The organism is Bacillus sp. PK5-006, assembly GCF_054161415.1.
In genome coordinates this window covers 1,838,482-1,864,553 of sequence record NZ_CP096414.1, presented here as the reverse complement: position 1 = coordinate 1,864,553, position 26,072 = coordinate 1,838,482, and the positions used below count along the sequence as shown (strand labels likewise).

Genomic DNA, 26,072 nt, shown 5'->3' with positions numbered 1-26,072 from the left:
GAATGCTTGAAAGAAAGGAGCTTTTACTTACATGGTGAAGACAGCATTAACAGCGCCGGAAGGACCTCCGAGCGACGTAGAGGAAATCAAAGAAAAAAGTGATTATTTACGGGGTACTTTAAAAGAAGTGATGCTCGATCCGATTTCAGCGGGTATTCCTGATGATGATAACCGTCTGATGAAGCATCACGGCAGTTATTTACAGGATGATCGTGACCTGAGAAATGAACGGCAAAAACAAAAGCTTGAGCCTGCCTATCAATTTATGCTGCGCGTCCGCCTGCCTGGCGGAATCGCTACATCCAAACAGTGGCTTGTAATGGATGAGCTTGCTCATAAATATGGCAACGGTACGTTAAAGCTGACAACTCGTGAAACCTTTCAGCTTCACGGTATTCTAAAATGGAACATGAAAAAGACCATTCAAGACATTCATTCCACTATGCTTGATACGATCGCTGCTTGCGGCGATGTGAACCGTAATGTCATGTGTACGTCAAATCCTTATCAATCAGAAGTGCACCATGATGTATACGAGCTCGCCAAAAAATTAAGTGATGACCTGCTTCCGCAAACAAGAGCGTATCATGAAATTTGGCTTGATGAGGAAAAGGTAGCAGCAACGCCTGATACAGAGGTTGAGCCGATGTATGGTCCACTTTATTTGCCAAGAAAATTCAAGATTGGTGTGGCGGTCCCTCCGGCTAACGATATTGATGTATTTTCGCAGGATTTAGGCTTCATTGCGATTATTGAAAATGATCAATTAGTCGGTTTTAATGTTGCGATTGGCGGTGGAATGGGCATGACTCATGGTGATACAGCGACCTATCCTCAGCTTGCAAAAGTAATTGGCTTTTGTACACCGGAACAAGTTGTAGAGATTGCCAAACAAGTGATCACCATCCAGCGGGACTACGGAAACCGTTCGGTGAGAAAAAATGCCCGCTTTAAATATACAGTGGACCGCCTTGGTCTTGAGAATGTAAAAGAAGAGCTTGAGCGCCGCCTTGGATTTACCCTATTAGACGCAAGAGATTATCACTTCGATCATAACGGTGACCGCTATGGCTGGGTAAAAGGCATTAATGGCAGATGGCATTATACGATGTTTGTAGAAGGCGGACGTATCACGGATTACGATGATTATCCGCTGATGACAGGCATTCGTGAAATCGCAAAGATTCATACAGGTGACTTCCGCTTAACAGCGAATCAAAATTTGATCATTGGAAACGTCACATCTCATAAAAAGAAACAAATCGAGCAGCTCATTGAGGAGTTTGGTTTGTCAGATGGACAGCAGCACTCTGCACTGCGCCGCAGTTCAATGGCCTGTGTTGCTCTTCCGACATGCGGCTTAGCGATGGCAGAGGCAGAACGCTACCTCCCGCGCTTAATTGACAAAATTGAAGAGATTGTCGAAGAAAATGGCTTAAGTGATAAAGAAATCACGATTCGTATGACTGGATGTCCAAATGGATGCGCCCGTCATGCGCTTGGTGAAATTGGCTTTATCGGGAAATCACCTGGTAAATACAACATGTATCTTGGCGCTGCGTTTGATGGCAGCAGATTAAGTAAACTGTACCGAGAAAATGTAGGAGAAGAAGACATTTTAAACGAGCTTGGCTCTCTTCTCCCTCGCTATGCAAAAGAACGCGCGGAACATGAACATTTCGGTGATTTTGTGATTCGGGCAGGTATTGTAAAAGAAACAACAGATGGCACGAATTTTCATGTGCAATAAAAAAGACAGGACGCTCTCCTGTCTTTTTTTTATGGACTTTGTTTCCTTTTCAAGTATTCGCAAATGCTGTTATACACATCAGGATTATCTAGAGACGAAAGATCTGGTGAAGGCTGCTGTTCATAAGCTCCTTTTAATAAACGCCGGACGATTTTTCCGTTTCTTGTTTTCGGTAATGCTGAAATGAGATGAATTTCCTTTGGTGTGAGCGCTTTTCCCGCATATGAACCAACATGTATTTTGAGCTCTTGAATGAGTGCTGCTTCTTCGAAAGACTGTGAACTGGCCACTATGAAACAAACTAGTGCTTCTCCCTTCACCTCATCCTTTACTCCAATCACAGCAGCCTCATGTACGGCTGGATGCCCGACAAGAATGGATTCAATTTCAGCTGGACCAATGCGTTTACCTGCTGTATTAATGACATCATCCGATCTGCCCGTGATATGGAATGCGCCATCCTCTGATTGCATCACCCAATCACCGTGCGTCCACACCCCATCAAATCGCCTAAAATAGGTGTCTTCATATCGCTCCGGATCTTTCCAAAACCCACATGTCATGCCGACCCACGGCTTTTTCACAACAAGCTCCCCTACCTCATTCAGAACGCTCTCTCCTGCCTCATTATACACATCTGCCGCCATTCCTAAGATGGCCGCATTAAAAAGGATCGGTTTGATTGGACGAAGCAGCGTACTTCCTACAATACCGCCAGAAACCTCTGTTCCCCCTGAGTAATTTAAGATTGGAATGTGCTTTTGACCAATGGTGTCAAAAAGCCATTGCCATGGTGCTTCATTCCACGGTTCACCTGTAGATATGATGGCTTTCACATGCGGCAGCTCAATGTCTGAAAGGTTTTGCTGCATCGCAGAACGAACAAAAGTAGGTGAAAGTCCAAAATGGGTGACTTTTTGCTCGTGGATGAATGACCAAAGGTGCTGTTCATCTGGATAATCGGGGGCGCCGTCATATAAAACAATTGCAGCTCCATTGATCAAGCCGCCAAAGACGAGAAAGGGCCCCATCATCCATCCCATGTCTGTGAGCCAAAACAAACGGTCTCCTTTTGCAACGTCCATACAAAGACCGGCATCAAAAGCCGCTTTTACAGGAAAGCCTGCGTGTGTATGGACAGCCCCTTTTGGTGTACCGGTTGTTCCAGACGTGTATAAGATCATAAGGGGATCTTCATTTGAAAGATAAGTCGTTTTACTCAGTGGTTCCTCTTTTAACAAATCGTTTAGCTGAATATCCTCTTTATATCCAGTAGAAGAGGAAGCATGTACAATGACTGTTTGGACAGTCTTGGTTTTGTCGATCGCTTCTGCCGCACATTCACGCATGTTGATTGTCTTTCCCCGGCGCGTCACGCTTGAGCCTGTGACGACAATGGTTGCACCTGATGCACGAATACGTACGGCAAGAGGCTCGCTTCCATAGCCAGAAAAAACCGGGCTAAAGATGACACCAATCTTTGCAAAGGCAAGCATGACGGCAGCTGTTTCCGGAAGCATCGGCATATAAATGACCGCTACATCCCCTTTTTGTATTCCCTTTTTCAAAAAACCAGCAGCGAGACGATTGACCTTTTCTTGAAGTTCGAGGAACGACCATCTTCTCTCTTCTCCCGCTTCATTTCTCCACATCACAGCTGGTTGATGCTGGGTTTCTTCATTCTCTGCCCATTTGTCAACAGCCGTTTCGACCACGTTGAGCCGTCCGCCTTTATACCAATTGGGCCACATGAATGAATCTTGGCCTAATGCGGCTTCATACGGCTTCTTCCACACGATGCCGACCGCCTTTTCGGCTTCTCTCCAAAACCAATCGGTCCGCTCGATACTAGCTTGATAGAACGCATCATAAGTAGAAAAACCAAGTGAATGCATCCATTTGTAAAGGCGTGTTTGTTTCATCATCTGTTCTTCGGGTATCCACGCTGGTTTTAGGTTCATCATGAGGCCGCCCCCTTTAGACCGGATAAACCGGGTGTTTTCGTCTTGTAAATGTCATCTCTTTAGAGGTATAGGCTTGTAATCTATGACAAAGCTCATCTCGCAAATGGTCAAATGGGATGACACCATCGACAATCATTTCAGAGGCAAGCTCATATATATTCATATCTTCCTGGTATTCCTTGCGTTTCTCTTGAATAAATGCCGCTCTTTCCTCAGCAGGCAGTTCGGCAATTTTATTCGCATAGACAGCATTTACAGCGGCTTCTGGCCCCATGACAGCAATTTGTGCTGATGGGAGTGCGAGACAGCAGTCCGGTTCAAAGGCCGGTCCTGCCATTGCATATAAACCTGCACCATATGCTTTACGAACAATGACGGATATTTTCGGAACGGTTGCCTCTGACATGGCGGAGATCATTTTCGCTCCGTGCCTGATAATGCCTGCTTGTTCCACTTTTGTTCCGATCATAAACCCCGGTATATCGGCAAGGAAAAGGAGTGGAATATGAAAGGCGTCACATAGCTGAATAAACTTAGCGGCTTTGTCTGCTGAGTCATGGAATAAAACGCCGCCTTTTACCCTCGGCTGGTTGGCAATAAGACCGACAGGCTGACCATTCATGCGGCCAAAGCCTGTGATCAATTCTGCGGCAAACAGTTTTTTGATTTCAAAAAATGATCCTTCATCAATGAGTAAATCAATGAGCTGATACATATCAAAAGGGGTATTCTGCCCTTTAGGAATGAGGTCTTGGATGGTGATCTCTGATGGTTTAGGTGCGATTGCGGCTGCCCGCTTTGGTTTTTCTGTATAGTTGGCAGGCATGTAAGTTAAATAAGTGCGGGCGATTTGAATGGCTTCTTCCTCTGTTTTTGCTAAAATATCGCCGCATCCAGAAATGCTGCAATGCATTTTTGCGCCGCCCATTTCTTCAAGGGATACTTTCTCTCCAATCACCATTTCGGCCATTCGCGGTGAGCCTAAGTACATTGAGGCATTCCCTTCGACCATGACGACGATGTCACAAAAAGCAGGAATGTAAGCACCTCCGGCTGCCGAAGGACCAAATAGTAAACAAATTTGCGGAATACGTCCAGACAGCTTCACTTGGTTATAAAAAATGCGGCCTGCACCCCTTCTGCCTGGAAACATGGCGATTTGATCGGTGATTCTAGCACCCGCTGAGTCAACTAAATACAGCATTGGGCAGTTGAGCTTTTCGGCTGTTTCCTGGATTCTAATGATTTTTTCTACCGTTTTGACGCCCCATGATCCTGCCTTGACGGTAGAATCATTTGCCATAACGCAAACAGTCTGCCCATTCATCCGCCCTGTCCCTGTGACAACACCATCTGCTGGTAAATGTTCATTTTGACACTCGGCAAACATGGCATCCTCAATGAAAGAATCCTCATCTAATAACAACTGGAGGCGGTCACGGACAAACAATTTTCCTTTTTCTTTGTTTTTTTGATGGTATCGGTCTGCCCCGCCTTTCAGAATCTGCTGTTTTTTTAGTTCATATCCTTCGATCATACCCATTCCCCTTTCTTGCTACCTGCCTCTGTATTGAGGCGTTCGTTTTTCTTGGAAGGCTTGAAGACCTTCCGTTCGATCTTCTGTCTCAATGAGCCGTAGATACGCTTCGTATTCCTTTGTCAAACCTGTATGCAAATCGTGATCAAGGCTTGATTGAATCGCTTGTTTCGCTTCTTTTAAGGCAAGCGGGCCATTTTTGATGATTTGTTTTGCAAGAGAGATGGCATCGTTCATGAGGGAATCTGCTACAGAGATATGCTCAATCAGCCCAATTTGAATGGCTTCTTCTGCTTGTAATGATGCGCCTGTGAAAATAAGTTCTTTTGCTTTACCGAGTCCAATGAGGCGCGGAAGGCGCTGCGTCCCTCCGGCTCCTGGTATGATAGCTAGTCCTGTTTCTGGCAGGCCGAGTCTTGCTCCGGCTCGTGCAATGCGGAGATCACAAGCGAGCGCGAGCTCAAGTCCTCCGCCCAGTGCGTGTCCATTTATCACTGCAATGACAGGTACAGGAATAGATTCAATCTCGATAAAAGTTTGCTGAATCGAAAGAACAGCTCCTTTCGCTTCTGCTTCTGTCATCAATCGTCGTTCTTTTAAATCTGCTCCAGCACAAAAGACTTTTGAACCGGCTCCTGTAATGAGAAGACAGCGAATGCTTTCATCGTGTTTGATTTCTTGAATGATTTGATTGATCTCCTCCAGCATTGGAGCAGATAGGGAATTCGCTTGTTCTGGCCTGTTTAAGGTCATGATTCCGATCTGTTCATCTTGTATCGAAAAATGGATCAATGATGTCATGTTATTCATCCTTTATGAAGTAGTCTGAGAGTGATAAGCGCGTAAACAGTGACTAGGCAGGATTCGATCTACTTTTGCTTCAATCCATTCTGCCGCTTTAATTAATGCAGGAAGGTGAATATTTGTCTCAATTCCTAGTTTTTGAAGCATATGCACCACATCTTCTGTCGCCACATTTCCGCTGGAACCAGGTGCGTAGGGACATCCGCCAAGCCCGCCGCTGGAGGAGTCAAATATGGTGATCCCTGCTTTTAATGCCGTATAAATATTCGCAAGAGCCATCCCCTTCGTATCATGAAAATGAAGAGCGATTTTATCAGCAGGAAAACGTTCGAGTAAAATGTCTAAGCGTCTTTCTACTTGAAGCGGATGGGCTTCACCGATGGTGTCACCGAGAGATATTTCATCAATGCCATAAGAAAGCAAAATATCCGTTAACCGGAGGACTTGATCCATTGGCACTTGTTTTTCATATGGGCAGCCAAACACGGTGGAAATATACGCGCGCGTGTTTTTTCCTGCTGCTTTTAAATCAGCTGTCATTTGTTTGATAACAGGAAGTGTTTCGTGGATGGATTGATTCATATTTTTCTTGTTATGTGTTTCACTCGAAGAGATGAACATAGCGCCTGTGTCAAGATTGGCTTCAAAAAAATGAGCTAAGCCTTTTTCATTGGGAATGAGTGCTGCATAGGTGATGCCGTCTTTTTTGTTAAAGGATTGGGTGAGTTCTTTGGCATCTTTTAAGGCTGGAACCCATTTAGGATGAACAAATGATGTGACTTCAATATAAGGGAGCTGGGCTGCTGCGAGCAGATCAATCCACGTTCGCTTCTCGCCTGTGTCAAGCCAGACTGATTCATTTTGCAGTCCGTCCCGCGGGCCGACCTCCCTGATAAGCACACTCTTTGGTAATGCCATCTGGCTCCCTCCTATTCTGATAGTTCTAAAAGAACCTCTCCTTCATCGACAAACTCTCCCTCTGCCTTATACACTTTACTGATGATCCCGCCCTCTTCAGCAACGATCGGAATCTCCATTTTCATTGATTCTAAAATGGCAACCTCCTGTCCTTTTTGCACTTCATCGCCTTGTTTCACAAGAAGCTTCCACAAGTTTCCGGCCATTTGAATTGTGACATTTTTCATGAACGGTTTTCCTCCCTTTTTTTCATGAGAAAATCGGTGGTGATGCTGCCTTGTAAGAAAGCAGAAGATCCGGCCATTTCCCTTAAAAGCGGTAAGTTGGTTTTGATCCCTTCTATTTCATATGCTTGTAATGCCCCTTTTAATCGTTCTATTGCAAGTTTTCGTGTATCACCGTAAACGATCATTTTCGCAATCATTGGATCGTAAAAAGGGGTAATGATGCTTCCATTTGTCACGCTTGACTCATGACGGATATACGGAGCTTCAGGTGTGGAAAGCCGAGTGATCGTTCCTGGTGATGGATAAAAGGTGACGGGATCTTCCGCATAAATTCTAACCTCGATGGCATGGCCGATTTGATGAATATCCTCCTGATTAAAGGAAAGCGGCTCACATGCAGCGATTTTCAGCTGTTCCTCGACAAGGTCAATGCCTGTAATTTCTTCTGTGACAGGGTGCTCTACTTGTAATCTTGTGTTCATTTCTAGGAAATAAAATTGTTGATGCTGATCGACTAAACATTCAATCGTTCCTGCATTTTCATACCCAATCGCTTTGGCTGCTTTGACGGCCATCTCCCCCATCTGATGTCTCACCGATTCATCGAGACAGACGGCTGGTGCTTCTTCAATGATTTTTTGATGTCTTCGCTGGAGTGAACAGTCGCGCTCAAATAAGTGAACCCCATGGCCGAAGGAATCAAAAAGGACCTGAATTTCAATGTGCCGAGCGTTTTCAATGACCTTTTCCATATACAGCGTCCCATCGTTGAAAAAGCTTTGCGCTCTTTTTTGATTCCCTTCAAAAGCCCTGTACAGCTCCTCGTCATTTTGCACGAGCTGCATGCCAATTCCTCCGCCCCCGCTTGATGCCTTGAGCATGATCGGATAACCGAGTGACTGCGCTTGACTGACCCCTTCTTCTGCATCATGCAGCGGAGCTGAAACGCCTGGTACAATGGGGATACCTGCTTGAGCCATCGTTTTTCTTGCTTCAATTTTATTCCCCATTCGCTGAATGACTTGTGCGGATGGGCCAATAAAGGCGATTCCTTCGCTGCGGCAGCGTTCTGCAAAGGCTGCATTTTCTGATAAGAGGCCATATCCTGGGTGGATGGCCTCTGTATTTGTCTGTTTGGCTACCCTAATGATGGCTTCCATGTTTAAATAGCTTTCAGATACTTTCGCACCTCCAATCGGATAGGCGCTGTCTGCTTCTTGCACATGAAGTGCATGCTGATCTGCTTCTGAATAAACGGCGACGGTGTGGATTCCGAGCCTTTTAGATGTTCGAATAATTCGCCTGGCAATTTCGCCTCGATTGGCAATCAGTACTTTTTGAAACATCGCTGCCTTCACTCCTTTATTAGATCAAGTGCCTGCTTTTTCAGACGAAATTTTTGAATCTTCCCTGATGCGGTCATTGGATACTCGTCAGTGATGAAAAAATATTTAGGAATTTTGTAGCGTGCCATTTGCGACTGACAATAGCTGGTGAGTGTCTCAATTGTCACGGTCCTACCTTGTTTAAGCCGAATGAATGCGGCGGCTTCTTCTCCATACGTCTCGTCAGGTATCCCAACGACCTGTGCATCAAGAATGGCCGGATGAGTATAAAGAACGTCCTCAATCTCTTTTGGATAAACATTCTCTCCGCCTCTAATGATCATATCTTTCAGCCGTCCTGTGATTTTCACATAGCCGTCCTCATCCATCTCTGCTAAATCACCCGTATGAAGCCAGCCGTCCTGATCAATCACTTCATTTGTGGCTTCTTCATTTTTATAGTAGCCTTTCATCACATGATAGCCTCTTGTACACAGCTCTCCTTGTTCTCCTCTTGGTACTTCCTCCGGCGTGCCTGGAACGGTGATTTTCACTTCAATGTGAGGAAGCGCCCGGCCGACCGTTTGAACCCGCCTTTCAAATGAATCATCCGTTCTTGTTTGGGTAATGACAGGAGAGCTTTCAGTCTGTCCGTAGGCAATCGTGAGCTCCTTTAGTCCCATTTGTTCAATGACGGCTTTCATCACATGGGATGGGCAAAGAGATCCTGCCATAATGCCCGTTCGTAATGTGGACAGATCGTATTGGTGAAAATTCGGATGTTCGAGCTCTGCAATGAACATTGTCGGGACGCCGTGAAGGACGGTGCACTTCTCTTTTTCCACGGTTTGAAGGACTCGCTCTGGATGGAAGGATTCAACTGGAATGATCGTTCCTCCTTTTGTGAGACAAGCAAGCACGCCAAGAACAGATCCAAAGCAATGAAAGAAAGGAACGGGGATACACATTCGGTCCTTTTGGGTGAGCTTCATACAATCTGCGATTTGGCTAGCATTGCAGACGATGTTTGTATGGCTGAGCATGACTCCTTTTGGATAGCCGGTTGTGCCTGAAGTATATTGCATATTAATGACGTCATCTGGCGCAAGCTCATCCATTCGTTTCTCCCACTCATGATCCTCTGTTCTTTTGGCAGCTGCGTGAATACTGTCCCAGCTGCGCATGCCCTTTGGCGTGTGCTCACCTATATAGACGACACTTTTTAAATAAGGAAAAGATGAGGATGTGATCTCACCTTGATGAGCGTTTTGAAGCTCCGGTATGAGTTCTTCAAGCATTTTGACATAGGATGTCTCTTTAAACCCGTCTACGATAAACAGCATGCTGCTATCAGAGTGCTTGAGTAAATAAGCGAGTTCTTGTGATTGAAAGTTTGTATTCACGGTGACAAGAACGGCTCCAATCGACGCGCAGGCGAATTGCAGCATGAGCCATTCGGGTACATTGGGCGCCATGATGGCGATATGATCCCCTTTTTGAACCCCTAAAGCCATAAGACCTTTCCCAGTTTCCTTGACTTCTCGATAAAACGCTTCATATGAATAACGTAAAGAACGTTCTGGATACACAATGGCTTCATGTGCTGGATGCTGATCCCGTTTCTCTTTTAATAACGAGCCGATTGTCTGTGGATGAATCGACATCATGGCTTTCCTCCTCCATTGATGGTAAGCGTTTTCATTATCGAATTACGCTAACAGTTGTCTTGCGATGACTAGACGCTGAATTTCAGAGGTCCCTTCTCCAATTTCCATCAGCTTGGCATCTCTCACAAGCCGTTCTACACCACATTCTTTCATGTAGCCTGTTCCTCCGTGAATTTGGACAGCATCAAGACTTGCTTTTGTCGCCATTTCAGAAGCGAAAAGCTTGGCATAGGCAGCTTCTTTTGTAAACGGCTTGCCGTGATCTTTCAGCCAAGCAGCTTTCCACACCATTTGTCTAGCGAGTTCTATTTGCATCGCCATATCTGCCAGCTTAAACTGAATGGCTTGGAAGGAAGAAAGGGTCTGCCCAAATTGCTTTCTTTCCTTTGCGTAAGAGAGCGAAGCATCTAGTGCAGCTTGTGCGATGCCAACTGATAACGCAGCGATTGAAATGCGCCCCCCATCTAATGTATATAAAAATTGCTTAAAGCCTTTCGCTGGGTCTCCTAAAATATTCTGGGCTGGTACACGTACACCGTCTAAAATGATTTCTGCTGTATCTGAACCGCGCACGCCCATTTTGTCATATGGATTTGTAATGGTCAGCCCTTTTTGCCCTTTTTCCACAATAAAGGCGGAGATGATTGGGCGGCCGTTTTCATCTTGATCCGAGACAGCAGTGACGATAATGGTTCTGGCAAAATTGGCGTTTGTGATCCAGCACTTCTCCCCGCTAATGACATACTCTTGTCCGTCTTTGACTGCTTTTGTTTTCGTCCCTTTTGCATCTGATCCTGCGTTTGGTTCTGTTAATCCGAAGGAACCAAGTGCTGTCCCAGAAGCCAGCGGAACAAGGTGGTCCATCTTTTGCTCCTCTGTACCGAAGTAATAAAGCGGGCTTGCGCCTAAGGAGACGGCTGCGGCATAGCTAAGACCTGTACTGGCACACTGTTTTCCGATTTCTTCTACAGCGAGTGCATATGATATCGTATCTCCTCCTGAGCCGCCGTATTTCTCTGGAAAGGGGATGCCCATAAAGCCGAGCTCCCCCATTTTTTGAAACGTTTTGGCTGGGAATACGGCCTGTTTATCAATGGTTTGAGCGATTGGTGCAATTTCTGCTTTGGCGAAATCTTTGACCATCTGGCGGATCATTTGTTGTTCTTTCGTTAATTCAAAATCCATCTTGCTTCCCCCTTTAGCTCTTTTCTATCATATTTATTAATCAAGCAGCTGCTTCATGCCAAGCTTGATTGAATTCAGAAAATTAAAACAAGAATAATAGAAAAAAAGCATGAACGAAGAAAATCTCACTCATGCTTTTTCTGTTATTTCACTATTTTTGTAGAAGGCTTGCTTTCGTGATGAAGACGATTAAGAGCCGTAATCTTGTAAGTATCCATTTTCTTTTGATTGACTGGGAGGTCTTTAATCGTTGTTATGGCGCCTTTTTCTTTTCTAACCGTTTGCAGCAATTCATATGTTCCTTTATTTGTTAATCGATAGACCGCATAATAGGATACGGTAGAATGCGAATCATTTTTGATTTGTAAAGCCGCACCATCCGCTGTCTTTTTCACAGATTGAATGATTGGTTTTTTAGGTGCTTTCTGATGAAGCCAAGGCATTTCTGGAATGAGAGCTGGTTTGCGGTATGACTCTTCTATCAATCGATCCTTTACATTCAAAGGGTTGCGATTGATATCCTTCAGGCTGAAATGCATGCTTCCCTGCACAAGCTGTGACTGCCTGTTCAGCTCAATCTGCCTAAAATATTCTTCCGGGTCAGACCAAGCAGGGTCACTGTTTTGATTAATTTTATATGCCGCCTGCCCAATGTACAGGTGAACCGGCTCCCCTTTCACCTCATTTGACCACCATTTCGTCAGCACATCATAAGCGGCAGCTTGAAAGCCGATGCTCCAGTAAATTTGCGGAGTAACATAATCAATATCGTGCTGCTGAATCCACTCTCTTGTATCAGCATATAAATCATCGTAGTTGGTCATTCCTGCAGTGGTGTTTGAACCAGTCGGGTCATCTTTTATGTTGCGCCATACCCCGAATGGACTAATACCAAATTTCACATACGGTTTTTCTTTCTTAATGGTGTCATTGATTTGCTTTACCAGCTGATTCACATTATCTCTTCGCCAATCTTCTATATGTGTAAATGCTTTTTTTCCATATTTTTCATACGTTTCTTGATCTGGAAATGGTACACCGGCTATTTTATATGGATAAAAATAATCATCCATATGCACTGCATCAATATCGTAGTTTTTCACAACTTCTTCGATACCGCCGATAATGAAGTCCTGAGTTTCAGGAATACCAGGATTGTAATAAAGCTGATTACCATACGCAATCGTCCAATCAGGATGTTGTCTTGCAGGGTGATCGGCAGACAAACGGCTGAGATCAGTATGATTCATTGTGATTCGGTAAGGGTTAAACCAAGCGTGAAATTCAAGGCCGCGTTTATGAGCTTCTTCGATCATAAACTCAAGCGGATCGTACCCCGGATCTTTCCCTTGTGTTCCAGTCAAATATTCTGACCACGGCCCGTATGCTGAAGGATAAAAGGCATCTGCTGTTGGTTTAATTTGCATAATGACGGCATTCATATTCATCGCTTTGATTTCGTCTAACAAACGAATAAACTCTTGCTTCTGCTCTGCTACGGGCAGCCCCTTCTTTGAGGGCCAATCTAAGTTATAAACCGATGCAATCCATACCGCGCGCATCTCTCTTGTGCTCTCAAGCTTCCCTTTTGGCACTGCACGAGCTGCTAGACTGCTAGAAGGAATCAATAAAAATACAAACATCAACATCAGTGTTAAAACTGTCATACTGATCTTTTTCAGCATGTTTTGCATCACCTCACCTTAAGTTTATTCCGCTTTTTGTGATGGAATGCCAGCAGATGGTATAAGCAGAATGTTTTTCATTTCATTGAGATGAGCTTCAGGGACTTTGCAGGCTTCAATTAAATACCGCTCTGCACTCCCGTATGTCTCCAGCATTTCGTGCAGCACATCTTCAAGATAATCTTGCTGCACACCGACAAGCGGCTGAATTTGTTCTTTTGACACCCGGTATAAACTCATCAATCGGACAAATCGTTCCTGCCTTCTGACGAGCATTTGCACGCCTTCATTGGAACGCATGTATTCACTTAAAGCTACAGCCAGCGGTACACCTGCCACCAACTGAATCAGGGCAGATAAAAAACCTGTACGGTCCTTGCCACTCGTGCAGTGAAGCATCAGCGGGTAATGGCTTTGATCTGAAAGCAGTGTGAACAGCTGCCGAATCTCTTCTTTACGCTCTGTCAGCATGCTTTGATATAACTCTTTCATGATCGGTGTAAATGAGAGAGACTTCCCTTCTGTTACCAGCATACGAAACATGGTCCATTTACTTGGCATCTTACTGTCAGGCTGCATCGGAATATGGACGATTTTGTCGTGTTCCTTGATCTTTGGCGGATGTGATTTACGTTCTGAGGCTGTACGGAGGTCACAAACGGTTTGAATTCCGAGTGCTGAGAATATCTCGATGTCTTGTTTCGACAAACGGGATAAGTCTGCGGATCGATAAATCATTCCCTGTTTGATCACCATCCCATCTGTTGTTTGAAGTCCCCCTACTTCTCTAAAATTCGCAAGCTTTGAAAATGGGTTGTTTGATTGATTCATAGAAGTGAAAGTTCCTTTCTGGTTTCTTTCTTTTTTCTATCATACGCTTTTATATCAAAGGAGAAAAGAGAATCAATTGACCTAATCCATGTAAGAGAATTTATTGGTATAATGGAAAAAGGACATTCGGATTGATTGGAGATATGAAGTATGATAAAAACAAAACGGATTCAGCAAATCAAAGAGTATGTGTTTGACCGGGAATCTGCCTCACTTGATGAGCTTGTTGCGCATTTTGGTGTCTCAAAAAACACGATACGCCGAGATGTACAGGCGTTGGTCGAGTCCGGCGTACTCAAAAAAGTGTATGGCGGAGTGGCTGTGAACCACTCAACGTTAGTGGTGTATCAGGAGCGAAAGATCCGTCAGCTCAGTAAAAAGCAATTGATCGGTCAGACGGCTGCCGCTTTTGTGGAAAACGGGGATATGATTTTTATTGATTCTGGTACGACAACGCTTGAGATGCTCCCCTATTTGACGGAGAAACAGGTGACCATTGTGACCAATAATGTGGATTTCATTACACAGGCGATGCCTTATGAAAATCTCACCATCTTTTCCACTGGTGGGATGCTTGAAAGAAAAACGAATTCTTTCGTTGGTTATCAAAGTGTTGAGCGCTTAAAAGCTTACAATGTCAATAAAGCCTTTATCGCATCAACTGGTTTATCCATTGATCACGGCGTCACGAATTCTTCTCCGCTTGAAACCGATATTAAAAAGACGCTTGTTCAAAAAAGTGCCAAAACCTTTTTATTAGTGGATGATAGCAAATTCGATCATTACGCCTTGACCACGTTTTGTGATTTGCACGAGATTGATATCGTCGTGACCAATCAGGAGCCACATGAAGATTATCTTCAATATGGAAAAGAGCATGATGTACAGTTTGTCACACCTTCATCAAATGAATAGATGGACAAAAAAACGGCTCAGGAATTTGAGCCATTTTTTGATTCATTGATTTCAAGCTGTATGATCATACGGAATAAAAATCGATACACGGCCGAGATGACGTCAATGAAAGCCGTATCTTCGTGGATATTCTCAAGCTCAAGAAGCTGCAAATTCACATCAAATAAGCCATCTTGTCCATTAAATTGAAGCTGAGCACCATTTAATGGCGATAGCATGTCCTTTAGAATATTCGTGTCTTTTTTAGGACGTTTTAAACCGAATAGGACGGTATACGTTTGAAACACTTCATCCCATTCAATGGCCAAGCCATCCACTTTCACGACATCAAACCACTTGGATTCGATATAAATGAATTCTTTTTGATGTTTTTTCACATATGTAAGCGGTGTGTTTAGAAATGAGGCGTTTTCTGTTTGAATCATGTTCTCTGATTCCTTGTCTACACGCTCTATATATACATCGCCAAAACGGGCTTCTTCTTTTATTCTCGCTCCTTCTAATGTCCAATTGCGACGCGCCGCTTCATCATATTCGAAGTCTGTCAGCGCCTGTCCTTCTTTTAATAGTTCTTGTAAGCGATTTAGTAACGACATGGCTATGTCTCCTTTCTTCTTCATGTGCATTCATTATTTTAGCATAACTCATGAAAAGAAAGATATGTCCTAGCATATGATGGTATGATAGTGTCAAAAGAAACATCTCGGAGGGGTACGTTTTGCTCACAATGACACTGGCAGAAAAAATCGTAGATGAGGTTAAAAAGGTGCTGACTGAGGAAATCATCATCGCACAAACAAACGGCACCATCATTGCAGCAACAGATCCAGCGCGCGTTGGACAATTTCATGAAGGAGCGTATCTGACATCTTTTGAAGGACAGAAACGAATTCTCACAAAGGATGACCAGCAGCACATGAAAGGCGTCAAAGCTGGCATCAATCTGCCTATTTATTTTAAGCAAGAGGTCATCGGGGTCATTGGAATGACAGGAGATCCTGTACATGTGTCTCCTTTTGGCGAAATATTAAGAAAAATGACCGAGCTGCTTATTCATGAACATGAATTTTTTCAAGAAACTGAAACGGATGAACGTCAGCTCGAAGCGTTTGTATTCGACTGGCTTCATCTGCCAGAGACAGCGATTGATCTCACTGAAAAAGCGTCGCGGCTTCAGCTTGATATCAACAAGGAGCGCGCAGTTGTTCTGATCGATTGTCAGGATGAATCGTTTATGAAGCAGAATCAATACAAAGAATTGAAGGAAACGCTGCATCTCAACAGCCAGGAGATCATCGTCCGCTGGGGGCATGGCCGCTTTTTACTCATGCTGCAAACAACAGCAGATGATCGTAAAGCCCTACAGCAGCGCCTGTTTCACATCCATGCCTCCCTTACGGCGCGGAGCTCGCCCGGGGTTTTGATTGGAGCGGGAAAACCAGCAGCTGCTCATTTGATGAAGCAATCGTTTCAACAAGCCTTTCGAGCATTAAAAATGGCACATGCTAGTACGCCGATTGTATTTGATGAAGATTTAACGCTCGAACTTTTTATGGAGGAAGTGAGTCAGGAAACAAAAGAAGTGTTTCTTGATCGAACGATCGCCCCTCTTCTCCCCTATCCTGAATTAGTGAAAACATTGCGGGTACTCATGACCTCAGATTGCTCATTGAAATATACCGCAGAAGCGATGCATGTCCATATCAATACACTGCATTACAGGCTAAAACGAATCCAAGATTTAACGACACTTGATCCAAAGCGCATGCAAGATGCCATGCTCTTTTATTTAGCCTTCATGCTATTAGATGATGATCCAAAAAAACGAAGTGAACAGCCCGATATTTTGTAGAATCGTCCATAGGCATGAGGCGATTCTTTTTTTATACTGAAAGAAACGATACGTCTCATCAATAGGAGTTGAATGCGTATGTTACATTCTGAATTTTTAAATCAATTAAAAAAGATTGTTGGCGCGTCTTACGTGCAGGACAGTAAAGCCGATCGGCTTGCCTACTCTTATGATGCAACACCAAATTTTCAGCATATGCCAGATGTCATCGCAAGCCCGCATACGGCTGAGGAAATCCAGCAAATTGTCCGGCTCTGCGCCTCATATAACATACCGATCGTGCCAAGAGGATCAGGAACGAACCTTTGTGCAGGCACATGTCCCACTCAAGGCGGACTTGTGCTGCTGTTTACAAGAATGAACCAATTAATAGAAATAGATGAAGAAAACCTGACAGCAACGGTGCAGCCTGGTTTGATCACACAGGAACTTATTCGCCAAGTAGAGGCGAAAGGCCTCTTCTATCCACCTGATCCAAGCTCTATGAAAATCTCTACATTAGGCGGAAATATTAATGAAAATTCAGGCGGTCTAAGGGGGTTAAAGTATGGAGTGACGAGAGATTATGTCCTTGGACTTGAAGTCGTTCTGCCAAACGGTGACATCATCAAAACAGGCGGCAAGCTTGCAAAGGACGTGGCCGGGTATGATATGACCCGTTTGTTCGTAGGTTCAGAAGGAACGCTCGGGATTGTCACTGAAGCCACGCTAAAGCTTTTGCCGCTTCCAGAAACAAAACAAACGATGCTTTGCTTATATGAAAGTTTAGAGGAAGCCGCCGCTTCAGTGTCGGCGATTATTGCAGAGCGTATCATCCCCGCCACATTAGAATTTATGGATCAGCCGACTCTGGAAGTCGTTGAAGACTTTGCAAAAATCGGTTTGCCGACTGACGTTCAAGCGGTGCTGTTAATCGAACAAGACGGCCATCCTGAAGCGGTTGCCCGTGATATGCAGCGCATCGCAAAAGTGTGTCAGCAGCATGGTGCAAAAGAAGTGAATATCGCACATTCTGAAGAAGAGGCAAATGCACTTTTAACAGCGAGACGATCCGCTTTATCTGCCCTCGCCCGCTTAAGCCCGACGACCATTTTAGAAGATGCCACAGTTCCCCGGTCTGAAATTGCCAGCATGGTGCGGGCGATCGAAGACATTGCGAAGCAGTACAAAGTGAAAATCTGTACATTTGGTCATGCAGGTGATGGCAATTTGCATCCTACTTGTGCAGCAGATGCAAGAAATGAAGAAGAAATGAAACGGGTGGAAGAAGCCTTTCAGGCCATTTTTGAAAAAGCAGTCTCACTTGGCGGCACCATTACGGGTGAACATGGCGTGGGTCTTATGAAAGCCCCTTACTTAGAACTGAAGGTTAAAAAAGAAGGCATTGCGGCAATGAAAGCGATCAAACAAGCGCTTGACCCGGAAAATATCATGAACCCTGATAAAGTGTTTGGAAAAGCCGCAAGAAAGCGGGTGGTGGTCTCATGAGTTCTAAACAAACAGAGATTCAGCAAGCATTTCAGCAGCAAATGGACGAAAAAGAGCTGCTCAATTGCATGCGCTGCGGATTCTGCCTTCCTTCCTGCCCTACTTATATTGAATCTGGTCAACAAGAAACACACTCTCCCCGCGGCCGAATTGCTTTAATGAAGGCGGTGAGAGACGGCGTCATTGAGCCAGATGAAGATGTCGAGCATTCACTGAATCTTTGTCTTGGCTGCCGTGCATGTGAACCGGTCTGCCCTTCCGGCGTTAAATATGGACGGTTACTTGAAGATGCAAGAGACATCATTCAGCAGCACAAAAAACAATCCATCCCTGTCAAACTTGTAAGACGTGTCGTGTTTAAAGGTCTCTTTCCTTCACAAAGCCGAATGCGGAAAGCAGCAGGACTTCTTCGTTTTTATCAAACATCTGGTCTGCAAACGGCTGCCCGCAAAACTGGCATGCTGAAGGTGCTTCCACCGCATTTACGTCTGATGGAACAGGCGCTTCCAAAAGTGCCGCGTCAACGAAAAAGCCGTTTGACGGAATACAAAGCCGCCGGCCCAGCGAGAAAACGGGTCGCCTTTTTTACTGGCTGTTTAATGGACACCGTTTTTTTCAGCACAAACGAAGCGACCATCCAGCTTTTGCAGCTGGCAGGCTGTGACGTCATCGTCCCTCCTATTCAGTCGTGCTGCGGAGCGCTCCATGGCCATAGCGGTGAAAAAGAACAAGCGAAACAGTTAGCAAAGCGGAATATTGAAGCATTTGAAGAGATAGATGCGGATGCCATAGTCATGAATGCAGGCGGTTGTGGCGCTTTTTTAAGTGATTATGATCATTTGCTTTGCGATAATCCGGATTTTCAAAAGCGAAGTGAAGCCTTCTCAAAGAAAATCACGGATATATCAGACATTTTAGTGGAGCTGGAATTTCACCGCCGCATGCCGCTTGCTTTGCCAGAGCAGGTCATCACCTATCAGGATTCTTGTCATTTGCGGAACGGAATGGGTGTACAGCATGCACCAAGGGTGCTGATGAAGGCCATTCAGGGTGTATCATTTAAAGAAATGAAGGATTCGGGCCGGTGCTGCGGCTCAGCTGGCATTTACAACATCTTGCAGCCAAAGATGTCGATGCAAATTTTAGATCATAAAATGACAGAAGCCACTCAAACAAAGGCCGCTGCCATCGTTACGTCTAATCCAGGCTGTCAGCTGCAAATGGCAGCAGGCATCAAACGCTCAGGGCACTCACCGAGCATGCGTGCCGTCCATCTAGCTGATTTATTATTAGAAGCCGTTCTATATGGAAAAAAAGCGTCCAGCCCATCAAGCTGAACGCTTTTTTCATGCATATCTTTAGACAATCGGTTAGATAATAGAGGCAAATCGCCGAAGGAGCTGGTCCAAATGCTGAAGAAAAACAAACAACAAAAGGACCCGAATTCAGTATTTGAAGCATTGTCACGTTCTGCTGATTTTACAAATGAGCTGTCTCGAAATGGAGATTTTCTGTATAGGATTTCCTTTTTTCGTTCATTGATTAATGGACATCTTCTACATGAACAAATTTTCCCTTCCCTCAAACAACTGCACCTGTCACCCACTCTTGAAGAGCTGAAAGAACGAATTCCCATTGAGCAGGCTGTCATCACGAGCGATCTTCAAAAAGTGCAAGAAGCCCTTCACCGGGGCAGCATTGCGATTAGACTTGAGACAGACTGGGGCAAAACGCTTCTCTTGCCGATCGAAGAAAAGAAAGGCAGGCAAATAGGTCCGCCTGAAATTGAATTTGGGATTATCAGTGCACAGGAAGCATTTGTGGAGGTTTTAGATACCAATTTAAATTTGGTCAGACGGCGGCTGCCGACGCCTAACCTGAAAGTTGAGGAAAAGACGGTTGGTACGCTCTCTCAAACAAAAGTTGCCGTGTTATATATTGAAGAAATCGCCAACCAGGAGAACATCGAAACGGTTCTTCAGCGAATTGAGGACGTTGATTATGATCAGATTTTAGATGCGAATTACCTCGCTCAAATGCTTTATGATGTATCCAATACGATCTTTCCGTTGTTTTTGAATACAGAAAGACCCGACCGCGTGTCTTCAGGCTTATCAGAAGGGAAAATTGCCATATTAGTGGATGGTTCGCCTCATGTCTTGCTTGCTCCGACTATTTTACTTGAGTATTTTTCCACTATGGAAGACTACAATATGTCATGGATTGCGGCTTCTTGCTTTAGGCTGTTACGCATATTTGCTGTGATATTTTCCATTTTTGCGACACCTTTATATGTCGCCGTTTTAACCTTTCATTATGAGCTGATCCCAAAGGATTTATTAGAAACCATTGTCTCCTCGCGCTATCTTGTGCCATTTCCTCCGATCATTGAGGCACTATTTTTAGAGATTTCGATTGAATTACTAAGAGAAGCAGGTTCAAGGCTCCCAGCTAAAGTCGGTCAGACGCTCGGGATTGTTGGAGGGATTGTCATTGGACAGGCTGCTGTAGCAGCAGGATTAACGAGCAATATTTTACTCATTATTGTTGCCCTGTCTGCTCTCGCCTCATTTGTCACACCTATATACAAAATGGGCAGTGCCATTCGGCTGCTGAGATTTCCTTTTTTAGTTGCAGCACAGGTTTGGGGCGCATTAGGTATTGCTGTGATGGGATCTTTTCTGCTCACCCATTTAATGAAATTAACTTCAATTGGCCGGCCGTATTTAGAGCCTATTTTTCCAATGCGCCTTGCTGATTTAAAAGGCAGTTTGATTCGTCCTCAGCTCCGTTTTTTGAACAAAAGGCCGGAAAATTTACGTCCGCAAAATGAAACCATCCATCGCTCTAAGCCGAAGCAAGGCCGCAAGGGGAAAAATGATTTTTATGAATAAGGAAGTGAAGGCATGAGCTCTTCTTCTGTCAAAGAGAAATTTCAAGTATCCCCTTATTTTGTGTTTTTTCTCATCAATGCCAATCAAGTCGGTGTCAGCATTTTAAACTTTCAAACAAACCTTGTTCGTTCTATCAATAATGATGGATGGATCGCTATTTTGATTTCCGGCATGAGCGTCAATGTGATGATCTTTCTCATGTACTTGATGTTTAAAAAGGCCCCTTCGGATGAATTTGGTGAAATCACGCAATATGTATTTGGCAAATGGATTGGGCAATTATTCAACATTCTTTATATCTTATATTTTGCTTCTTTGTCGCTGACCGTTCTTATCCATTACATGGATGTGATCCATGTATGGCTGTTTAAAGAAATTCCTGGTCTTTTGTTTGCGTCTGTACTGCTGCTGCTTGTGTATTACATTCATACTGGCGGCTTTAGAACCATTGCTGGATGGGCATTTTTTAGTGTTGTACTGACATATTGGATGACGTTTATCTGTTTTTATGCCATGAAATATAGTCACCTTCGTTTCATGTTCCCAATGTTTGATCATACATTTTCGCAAATGCTTGTGGGAGTCAAAGATGCATCCTTATCCATGTTTGGTTTTGGCACGCTGCTTGTCTATTATCCCTTTATTAAACAAGCTCAGACATCTCAAAAATTTGCTCACATGGGGGCATTATTTACGACATGCTTAAACTTGCTCACTTTTCTCGTCTCTATAGCGTATTACTCAAGTGCTCAGCTCAAATTAACAAAATGGCCGACGCTAACGTTAACGAGCATTGTGAAGCTTCCGTTTATCCAGCGCTTTGAATTTATTGAAGTGTCTCTTTGGCTGCTTCTGATCATTCCTAATATCACGATTCCATTATGGGCAGCGAGCCGAATGGCCAAAAAAATGCTTCATACGAGCCAGCGCGTCACGTTCATCGGGCTCAGCATCCTCATTCTGATCATGTTTTCGTTTTTTGCCAGTGCAACTTCTTTTGAAACCTTTAATCAATGGGTGGAATTTAGCGGATTCATTCTGATCTATGGATTGATTATCTGTATGGTCATTGGACTGATGCTGAAAAAAAGGAGGGGGAAAAAACGAGCATGAAACGTTATATACTTACGGGCCTCATGTTGTGTAGTCTTTTGTTAACCAGCTGTGCAGAGCCCCACCTTTTAGATGAATTAAATATCTCTCAGGCGGCAGGATTTGATTTATTGGAAGATGGAGAAATGAAGGGCTTCTTTGTCTTCCCTGTCTTTAAAAGTCAAGAGCAAGGAAGTTATCAAATATTAAGCGGAAAGTCAAACACCATTAGTAATATTCAATTTCTCGTGTCAGAAGAATCACCTTTTCCAGTAGTCATGGGCCAGGTGCTCGTTATTTTAGTCAGTGAAAAGTTAGCAAAAGAAGTCGGCATGATCGATTTAATGAATTATATTTATCGTGATCCTATCATTGGTTCACGTCAAGTGTTTGCGATTGTAGGCGGAGAAGTTGAAGAGTTATTATACACAAAAATGAATCAAACGAACTTAAATATAGGTGTATATCTCTCTGATCTGCTCGCCCAAAATATGCGAAATGGCAATGAACCTGTCACCAATCAGCATATTTTTATGAATCAGATGCTGGCAAAAGGGGTCGATGCATACCTCCCCTACATTAAGAAAAAAGGCAATGTCATTAAGATCACAGGAGTCGCTCTGTTTGATCATGAAAAAATGGTCGGTCATATCCCTGGAAAAGACACGTTCACATTTAAAGCGATGATTGAAAATCATAAAAATGGCATCTACGAATTTCAATTGGCTGATCATGCAAAGACCCATGTCGTCATTGAAAATATCAAATCCCATGTGTCTTACCGAATTAAACCAACGGAAAACCTAACAAAGAAGCCTCAGATCATGATTGATATCAAACTGAAAGGTGAATTAAAAGAATTCATGAAGTCCAAAAAAATTGATAAACCATCTATATTGGACCATGTTGAAAAAGAAGTAGAAAAACGTGTCGCTCAGCAAGGACAAGACCTTGTTCAATCCTTTAAAAAGCAAAACATAGATCCGCTTGGGCTGGGCCTGAGGTATAGATCAAAAGACAAAGCAGTAACACCAGAAAAGTGGAAAAGCATTTATCCTGATGCAGATGTACAAGTTAAATGCCACATGAAGATTGTTCAAACCGGAGTCAGCCAATAAAAAGGCTTATTCAAATGTCTTGCTTGTTCTCCAAGATGTTGGACACTTTCATTTTCACTCGTGGAACCGGATCTTTTTGATGAACATCATGTAAAATCTTTTCTACTTCATTTTGATCAGTTCTAAGAATTTTAGGTGAAAATTTTTCCACAAGAGCCGGTCTATTCCCTTTTGCACAGTTTGCCATTGTATCTAGTGCAATGAAGCAGAAAGGTCTTCTTTTGTTTAGCCAAGATTTCATTCTCTCCCAGGTTGGGCAGCTGACGGCTGCCAGCCTTTCCCACTGATCGTGAAAATGGGTGCAATTTGACTCCATCCAATCCAAAATTTTGTGAGAACGGAAACGATGCAGGCAAATAAAAGCCTCTAACGGCAATTCTTTTTCACTGATCGATTTCAATTTTTCTAATATAATCCCTCATCTCCCGGCAAACTGCTGGCTGCTGCCCATGAGTAGGTAAAGGAATTCTTCGTCCTCGTGATCCAAAAGTTCCCTGACCCATTCAGCGGCAAATGTATCTAGAACATCACCCGCGATCTCTAACATTCACTTCGGCATGCTCTGTTTCATGAAACCTACTTTGAATAGAATCCAAGATTTTTTGCTGGTCGTGCTGTTTCAAAGCATCGATGACATCATCCTCAAGAAACCATCTAGTGATTGAAAAGTCTAATATAGACACCAAATCATGCTTAACGTCTTTTAATGTTGGAGCTTTCTCGCTTTTGGTGATGACGACATTCTCCTCTAATTGAAAAGCCTGTCCGTCCTCTCCATAAAAATCATCGCGGGAGTAAAAATTGTTTAGAGGAATGGAGAACAGCTAGGTTATACCATTCAATAGGCCGTAACGAATAGCTGAACAGTCTTTCGTGGCATTGATGGCCTGTTTCGGTTCATCAGACGATTCTACAACGTTCATTTCGTTTTTTTGACAGGCTTCACATAAAGTAGTTGCGTTTTCACTTCCTTTTACTGCTATTCTGCTTCTTTCATTGGAGCAAGCTTAAGGTGAAATAGAAATCATTCTTTCTATAACCGCGGCCATTCGTCCATATTGTTTCAAATGAAGAAATAACGATCTTCTAATCTTCATCCTTTACATCGGGGTCTTCCGGAATCGGTTCATTTAAGATCTCTTGGACGAGCTCTTTATATTGCTCGAGCTGCTTTAAATGCGTTTGAAACTGCCCTTGATAAATGAGATAAGATTCCCCGTCAAATACGTAACGAATCTTTTTTTGCTGGATTAATTTTTCAACATATGCTTCAGATACTTCTAAGTATTCAGCTGTTTCTCCAATTGTTAAATACATGCATGTGCACCACCGTTCGTTTCATCTTACAAATTATATCACGAGCTGGTGAAAAAACAGTTATCGCTTGTTCATGTTTTTTTCATCTTTTCTTCACTGATTCGTCAACTCGCTTTTGTACAGTATTCATACATCCACTCAAACACTAGGAGGTGATGATCCTTCGCATGACAAAGAAAAATATTCGGATCTATGCCGCATTTTTAACTGTAGGCGCTAGCAATACGATGATTGACTTTCTGTTCTTCTTTTTTTTAACTGCTTGCTTTGTTCCCTCTTTTCTTGCACAGTGCTTGTCCTATACGGCAGGAATGCTGAACAGTTATGTGTGGAATCGAAAATGGACGTTCCAAGTGAAAAAGAAAGCTGACAAGTGGGAATGGATCAAGTGGGCCACAGTCAACGGCGCAGCGTGCCTCCTCACCTATGTGGTCTTATATGTCATACAGCAAGCAGGTTTCTCATTATTCATTAGTAAAACGATTGGTACCCTTCTTGGCATGATGATCACTTTTACTGGAAGCCGCCTATGGGTTTTTCCATCAGAAAATAAACCATCAGAAATGGAGCGATGATTCAATGAACATTAAAAAAGCCGTCATACCAGCAGCCGGATTAGGCACACGTTTTTTACCCGCAACGAAAGCACAGCCAAAAGAAATGCTGCCTATTATCGACAAACCCGCCATTCAATACATAGTTGAAGAGGCTGTTCAATCAGGCATTGAAGATATACTGATTATCACAGGAAGAAATAAAAAATCGATTGAAGATCACTTTGACCGTTCGATTGAGCTAGAACAGAATTTGCTTGAAAAAGGGAAAGAAGAACAGCTGGCTGAAATCAAACATATTGCGGATATGGCCAATATTCATTATATTCGTCAAAAGGAGCCCTTAGGTCTTGGACATGCGGTATTATGTGCACGTCATTTTACTGGCAATGATCCTTTTGCGGTCCTTTTAGGTGATGATGTCATGGTGTCAGAAAGACCTGCACTCTCTCAGCTCATGGAAGTCTTTGAAGACAAACAAAGAGAGGTCATTGGCGTCCAGCAAGTGGATCGTCTAGATGTCAGTAAGTATGGTATGATAAGACCAGCTAGAATAGACGGTCAAGTGTTTGAAGTCACAGACTTAGTGGAAAAGCCAGCAATTCATGAAGCTCCTTCCGATTTAGCCGTCATGGGCAGGTACCTATTAACACCATCGATTTTTCCTATTTTACAAGGAATCGAGAGAGGTACCGGGAACGAAATCCAGCTGACAGATGCGCTGAAAATCATTGCACATGAATCACCCATTTATGCAACACAATTAGAGGGGATGAGATTTGACGTTGGTGATAAGCTCGGCTCATTTAAGGCAGCGGCAGAACTTGGATTAATGCGTCATGATATGCGGCCAGCCATGCTAGCATATATGCAAAGCATACTCATGAGAGAAGAAAAACAAGCATAGGCTCTTATAAGGATGCTTGAAGAAAATTCGTATTTAAAGGCA

The 26,072-nt window shown here is 43.6% G+C and carries 23 protein-coding genes; 10 read left to right on the top strand and 13 right to left on the bottom strand.

The window, feature by feature from the left end:
* The first annotated feature begins 31 nt into the window (after positions 1–31).
* Entirely contained in the window at positions 32–1,750 is a 1,719-nt protein-coding gene (cysI, locus tag M1D84_RS09680; protein ID WP_073205848.1) for an assimilatory sulfite reductase (NADPH) hemoprotein subunit, read from the top strand.
* A 29-nt stretch (positions 1,751–1,779) separates the two neighbouring features.
* On the opposite strand, the gene M1D84_RS09675 is transcribed toward cysI, so the two are convergent.
* From M1D84_RS09675 to M1D84_RS09630, 10 genes are all read right to left on the bottom strand, one after another.
* Complete coding sequence (locus M1D84_RS09675; protein WP_342492912.1) at positions 1,780–3,714, bottom strand: AMP-binding protein; 1,935 nt, start codon at positions 3,712–3,714, stop codon at positions 1,780–1,782.
* A 13-nt stretch (positions 3,715–3,727) separates the two neighbouring features.
* The gene (locus tag M1D84_RS09670) at positions 3,728–5,251 is read right to left on the bottom strand and encodes an acyl-CoA carboxylase subunit beta (protein ID WP_197172901.1); all 1,524 of its coding nucleotides are present in this window, start codon (positions 5,249–5,251) and stop codon (positions 3,728–3,730) included.
* A gap of 18 nt (positions 5,252–5,269) precedes the next feature.
* Positions 5,270–6,052 (bottom strand): enoyl-CoA hydratase, encoded by a 783-nt coding sequence (locus tag M1D84_RS09665; protein WP_122631302.1) that lies wholly within the window; start codon positions 6,050–6,052, stop codon positions 5,270–5,272.
* Positions 6,053–6,064: 12 nt separating this feature from the next.
* A complete protein-coding gene (locus M1D84_RS09660; protein ID WP_122631301.1) occupies positions 6,065–6,973 on the bottom strand; it encodes a hydroxymethylglutaryl-CoA lyase in 909 nt (302 codons plus the stop codon).
* An 11-nt stretch (positions 6,974–6,984) separates the two neighbouring features.
* Complete coding sequence (locus M1D84_RS09655) at positions 6,985–7,200, bottom strand: acetyl-CoA carboxylase biotin carboxyl carrier protein subunit (protein ID WP_041085385.1); 216 nt, start codon at positions 7,198–7,200, stop codon at positions 6,985–6,987.
* Positions 7,197–8,546 (bottom strand): acetyl-CoA carboxylase biotin carboxylase subunit, encoded by a 1,350-nt coding sequence (locus M1D84_RS09650; protein WP_342492913.1) that lies wholly within the window; start codon positions 8,544–8,546, stop codon positions 7,197–7,199. Before M1D84_RS09650 ends, M1D84_RS09655 begins: the two co-directional genes overlap by 4 nt.
* A gap of 8 nt (positions 8,547–8,554) precedes the next feature.
* Positions 8,555–10,192: an AMP-binding protein gene (locus M1D84_RS09645; protein ID WP_342492914.1), complete on the bottom strand. Its 1,638-nt coding sequence runs from the start codon at positions 10,190–10,192 to the stop codon at positions 8,555–8,557.
* A gap of 42 nt (positions 10,193–10,234) precedes the next feature.
* The gene (locus M1D84_RS09640) at positions 10,235–11,377 is read right to left on the bottom strand and encodes an acyl-CoA dehydrogenase family protein (protein WP_283860136.1); all 1,143 of its coding nucleotides are present in this window, start codon (positions 11,375–11,377) and stop codon (positions 10,235–10,237) included.
* A gap of 143 nt (positions 11,378–11,520) precedes the next feature.
* Positions 11,521–13,062, bottom strand: a complete 1,542-nt coding sequence (locus M1D84_RS09635; protein WP_283860137.1) for a glycoside hydrolase family 10 protein — start codon at positions 13,060–13,062, stop codon at positions 11,521–11,523.
* A 24-nt stretch (positions 13,063–13,086) separates the two neighbouring features.
* A complete protein-coding gene (locus tag M1D84_RS09630) occupies positions 13,087–13,893 on the bottom strand; it encodes a tyrosine-protein phosphatase (RefSeq protein WP_283860138.1) in 807 nt (268 codons plus the stop codon).
* A gap of 150 nt (positions 13,894–14,043) precedes the next feature.
* Here M1D84_RS09630 and M1D84_RS09625 point away from each other — a divergent pair, with 150 nt between their 5' ends.
* Positions 14,044–14,808, top strand: coding sequence for a DeoR/GlpR family DNA-binding transcription regulator (locus M1D84_RS09625; protein ID WP_133744081.1), 765 nt, complete (start codon positions 14,044–14,046; stop codon positions 14,806–14,808).
* Between the two features lie 17 nt (positions 14,809–14,825).
* Here M1D84_RS09625 and M1D84_RS09620 read toward each other — a convergent pair whose 3' ends face one another.
* Positions 14,826–15,404 (bottom strand): branched-chain amino acid aminotransferase, encoded by a 579-nt coding sequence (locus M1D84_RS09620; protein ID WP_458106457.1) that lies wholly within the window; start codon positions 15,402–15,404, stop codon positions 14,826–14,828.
* Positions 15,405–15,526: 122 nt separating this feature from the next.
* Here M1D84_RS09620 and M1D84_RS09615 point away from each other — a divergent pair, with 122 nt between their 5' ends.
* The 6 genes from M1D84_RS09615 (at position 15,527) to M1D84_RS09590 (ending at position 23,252) form a co-directional block, all read left to right on the top strand.
* Complete coding sequence (locus M1D84_RS09615; RefSeq protein WP_341320011.1) at positions 15,527–16,660, top strand: CdaR family transcriptional regulator; 1,134 nt, start codon at positions 15,527–15,529, stop codon at positions 16,658–16,660.
* Between the two features lie 78 nt (positions 16,661–16,738).
* Positions 16,739–18,148 carry a glycolate oxidase subunit GlcD gene (gene glcD / locus M1D84_RS09610; RefSeq protein WP_216100431.1) on the top strand — a complete coding sequence of 470 codons (1,410 nt, stop codon included), beginning with the start codon at positions 16,739–16,741 and terminating at the stop codon, positions 18,146–18,148.
* Complete coding sequence (locus tag M1D84_RS09605) at positions 18,145–19,485, top strand: (Fe-S)-binding protein (protein ID WP_341320010.1); 1,341 nt, start codon at positions 18,145–18,147, stop codon at positions 19,483–19,485. The genes glcD and M1D84_RS09605 overlap by 4 nt, the downstream gene beginning before the upstream one ends.
* A gap of 72 nt (positions 19,486–19,557) precedes the next feature.
* Positions 19,558–21,042, top strand: a complete 1,485-nt coding sequence (locus M1D84_RS09600; RefSeq protein ID WP_213405122.1) for a spore germination protein — start codon at positions 19,558–19,560, stop codon at positions 21,040–21,042.
* Positions 21,043–21,054: 12 nt separating this feature from the next.
* A complete protein-coding gene (locus M1D84_RS09595; RefSeq protein ID WP_332284286.1) occupies positions 21,055–22,155 on the top strand; it encodes a GerAB/ArcD/ProY family transporter in 1,101 nt (366 codons plus the stop codon).
* Positions 22,152–23,252: a Ger(x)C family spore germination protein gene (locus M1D84_RS09590; protein ID WP_073205883.1), complete on the top strand. Its 1,101-nt coding sequence runs from the start codon at positions 22,152–22,154 to the stop codon at positions 23,250–23,252. The genes M1D84_RS09595 and M1D84_RS09590 overlap by 4 nt, the downstream gene beginning before the upstream one ends.
* A 10-nt stretch (positions 23,253–23,262) precedes the next feature.
* Here the strand turns inward: M1D84_RS09590 and M1D84_RS09585 are convergent, their stop codons facing one another.
* Entirely contained in the window at positions 23,263–23,493 is a 231-nt protein-coding gene (locus M1D84_RS09585) for a hypothetical protein (RefSeq protein WP_232624300.1), read from the bottom strand.
* An 845-nt stretch (positions 23,494–24,338) separates the two neighbouring features.
* A complete protein-coding gene (locus tag M1D84_RS09580; RefSeq protein WP_268478743.1) occupies positions 24,339–24,569 on the bottom strand; it encodes an excisionase family DNA-binding protein in 231 nt (76 codons plus the stop codon).
* A gap of 167 nt (positions 24,570–24,736) precedes the next feature.
* Here M1D84_RS09580 and M1D84_RS09575 point away from each other — a divergent pair, with 167 nt between their 5' ends.
* Entirely contained in the window at positions 24,737–25,144 is a 408-nt protein-coding gene (locus M1D84_RS09575; protein WP_415475045.1) for a GtrA family protein, read from the top strand.
* A 4-nt stretch (positions 25,145–25,148) separates the two neighbouring features.
* On the top strand, positions 25,149–26,030 hold the full coding sequence (gene galU, locus M1D84_RS09570) for a UTP--glucose-1-phosphate uridylyltransferase GalU (protein ID WP_332284281.1): 882 nt from the start codon (positions 25,149–25,151) through the stop codon (positions 26,028–26,030).
* The last annotated feature ends 42 nt before the right edge of the window (positions 26,031–26,072 follow it).